This window comes from Acinetobacter brisouii (assembly GCF_008993995.1).
Taxonomy (GTDB): domain Bacteria; phylum Pseudomonadota; class Gammaproteobacteria; order Pseudomonadales; family Moraxellaceae; genus Acinetobacter; species Acinetobacter brisouii_A.
Genome location: NZ_BKNN01000141.1, coordinates 1 through 2,223, shown reverse-complemented (window position 1 = coordinate 2,223; position 2,223 = coordinate 1). Strand labels below are relative to the sequence as shown.

The 2,223-nt window shown below is 43.4% G+C and carries 2 protein-coding genes and 2 pseudogenes; 3 read left to right on the top strand and 1 reads right to left on the bottom strand.

From position 1 onward, the window contains the following. From GBN19_RS15235 to istB, 3 genes and pseudogenes are all read left to right on the top strand, one after another. Positions 1-149 (top strand): annotated as a pseudogene (locus tag GBN19_RS15235) (IS3 family transposase); the annotation flags it as partial. Between the two features lie 83 nt (positions 150-232). After that, positions 233-1,251: pseudogene (gene istA, locus GBN19_RS15230) on the top strand (IS21-like element ISAba8 family transposase). Next, positions 1,251-2,024, top strand: a complete 774-nt coding sequence (gene istB / locus GBN19_RS15225; protein WP_001053379.1) for an IS21-like element ISAba8 family helper ATPase IstB — start codon at positions 1,251-1,253, stop codon at positions 2,022-2,024. Before istA ends, istB begins: the two are co-directional and overlap by 1 nt. 22 nt (positions 2,025-2,046) lie before the next feature. On the opposite strand, the gene GBN19_RS16375 is transcribed toward istB, so the two are convergent. Next, the gene (locus GBN19_RS16375) at positions 2,047-2,178 is read right to left on the bottom strand and encodes a hypothetical protein (RefSeq protein ID WP_375707877.1); all 132 of its coding nucleotides are present in this window, start codon (positions 2,176-2,178) and stop codon (positions 2,047-2,049) included. Between the last annotated feature and the right edge of the window lie 45 nt (positions 2,179-2,223).

Here is a 2,223-nt window from a genome sequence, read left to right as displayed (position 1 = left end):
GCAGCGTACTTTGCCAAAGAAAGTCAGTGAGGTACGCCTATATGAAATCGCAAAGCCACTTATTTCCGATTATTTTAATGGCTCGATTACTTCGTCTATCCGTTTCTCGCTTTTATGATTGGCTAAAGCGAGGCATGAGTAAAATGTTAGCGGCAGTGTAAAACTGACCCCCTAATGGCATTTAAAAACTGACCCCCTTGGTTAATATAGCGGTCATTTTGGACTGCTCAATATGTTAACGTTGGAGCAAGCAGTGACAATCCAAATACTTCATCAACAAGGTAAATCTATTAAAGCCATTAGTCGTGAACTGGGGGTGTCCAGAAATACCGTACGTAAATATTTACGGCAAAACACCACACCTCAGTATCAGCGTATACAGCCTAGAATAAGTATCCTTGACCCATATAAACCCTATTTACTCCAACGTGTAAATGCAGCTCATCCTGAATGGATTCCTGCTGTCGTGCTCTACCAGGAAATTTTAAGGTTGGGATATCCAGGAAAGATCAGGATCTTGAGGGAATATCTTGCAACATTAAAACCAGTTGCCAAACCGGAACCGATCATTCGTTTTGAAACCCAACCTGGCCAACAAATGCAGGTAGATTTCACGACAATTCGACGCAACAACACGACTTTAAAAGCCTTTGTCGCAACATTAGGGTATTCCAGAGCGACTTTCGTGAAATTTTATGATCATGAACGTACCGATGCATGGATCGATGGTCTAGAAAATGCATTTCAGTTCTTTGCAGGAGTACCTCAGGAAATCCTGTTTGATAACGCTAAAACGATCATGATTGAACGGGATGCCTATCAGGAGGGCAGCATAAATGGAACCCCAAACTGCTCGACTGCGCCAAGAAATACAGCTTTCGTCCCCGCGTATGTAAGCCCTACCGTGCACAGACCAAAGGCAAAGTTGAACGCTTTAATGGATACCTCAAATCAAGCTTTATTGTGCCATTGAAAGCAAGCCTGAAGACTTCGGGTTTACTGTTAGATGTTGATGTCGCCAATGCCCACATTGGCCGGTGGCTGCATGAAACCGCCAATCAGCGGATTCATGCCACCACGCAAGAAAAACCGGCTGTTCGACTGCAACAGGAGCAGCAAAAATTTACGCCATTACCGCAATCAGATACAGGTTCTGGCACTATACCTGTTGCAGCGGCACAGCATGTAATGCCCTACGAGAGTTTGCAGCATCCCTTATCGGTATATGACCAGTTGCTAGGAGTTTCCTGATGAATCTGCAATACGACCGTATAGAGCAGCTTTGCCAAAAGCTCAATCTGCCTGCCATCGCATCACAATGGTCACATCATGCACAACAAACATTAGGTCAGGATGGAAGTTATGCCGACTTTGTTGAAGCTATCTTGACGCATGAATATGCTGCCAGGCAACAGCGCAGTCAGCAGGTACTGATGAAACTCTCAGGTCTGCCTCAAGTCAAAACCCTGGAAGACTATGATTTTAATTATGCCCTAGGGGCCCCTAAATCACAGGTGATTGAACTGTTCAATCTGAGCTTTATTGCTAGAGCAGAAAATGTGGTGTTTCTGGGGGCTAGCGGAGTAGGAAAAACGCACTTATCTATGGCATTAGGCTATAAGGCCATCATGAACAACATTAAGATCAAGTTCATTACCGCAGCGGATTTAATGCTGCAACTGAGTACAGCCTATCAGCAAGGTAAACTGAAAACCTATATGCAACGTGCGGTACTGGGACCAAAGTTACTGATAATCGATGAAATTGGTTATTTACCGTTTGGACGTGAAGAAGCGAATCTGTTCTTTAACGTGATTGCCAAGCGTTATGAAAAAGGCAGTACGATATTGACGAGTAACTTACCCTTTAGCCAATGGTCTAAGTCGTTTGCGGATGATGTTACGTTGACCGCTGCGATGTTAGATCGGTTATTGCATCACTGTCATGTGGTACAAATATCGGGTGAGAGTTATCGTTTGAAGGATAAAAAAAGAATTGGGATTCAACCCCAGGTTGAAACTTAATACGAGATCAAAGGGGTCAATTTTACTTTGCCATTTGTAAGGTGAAAGGGGTCAATTTTAGAATGCCGTTGACAGGAAGCCAAAGAATTTTATGCCCTTGTTGTTCCAATAACTCCTGAATATCTGCTCTTTTATGAAATGCTGCATTATCCATAACCACTACACTATTTTCTGGTAATGCTGGTATGAGGAATTGCTC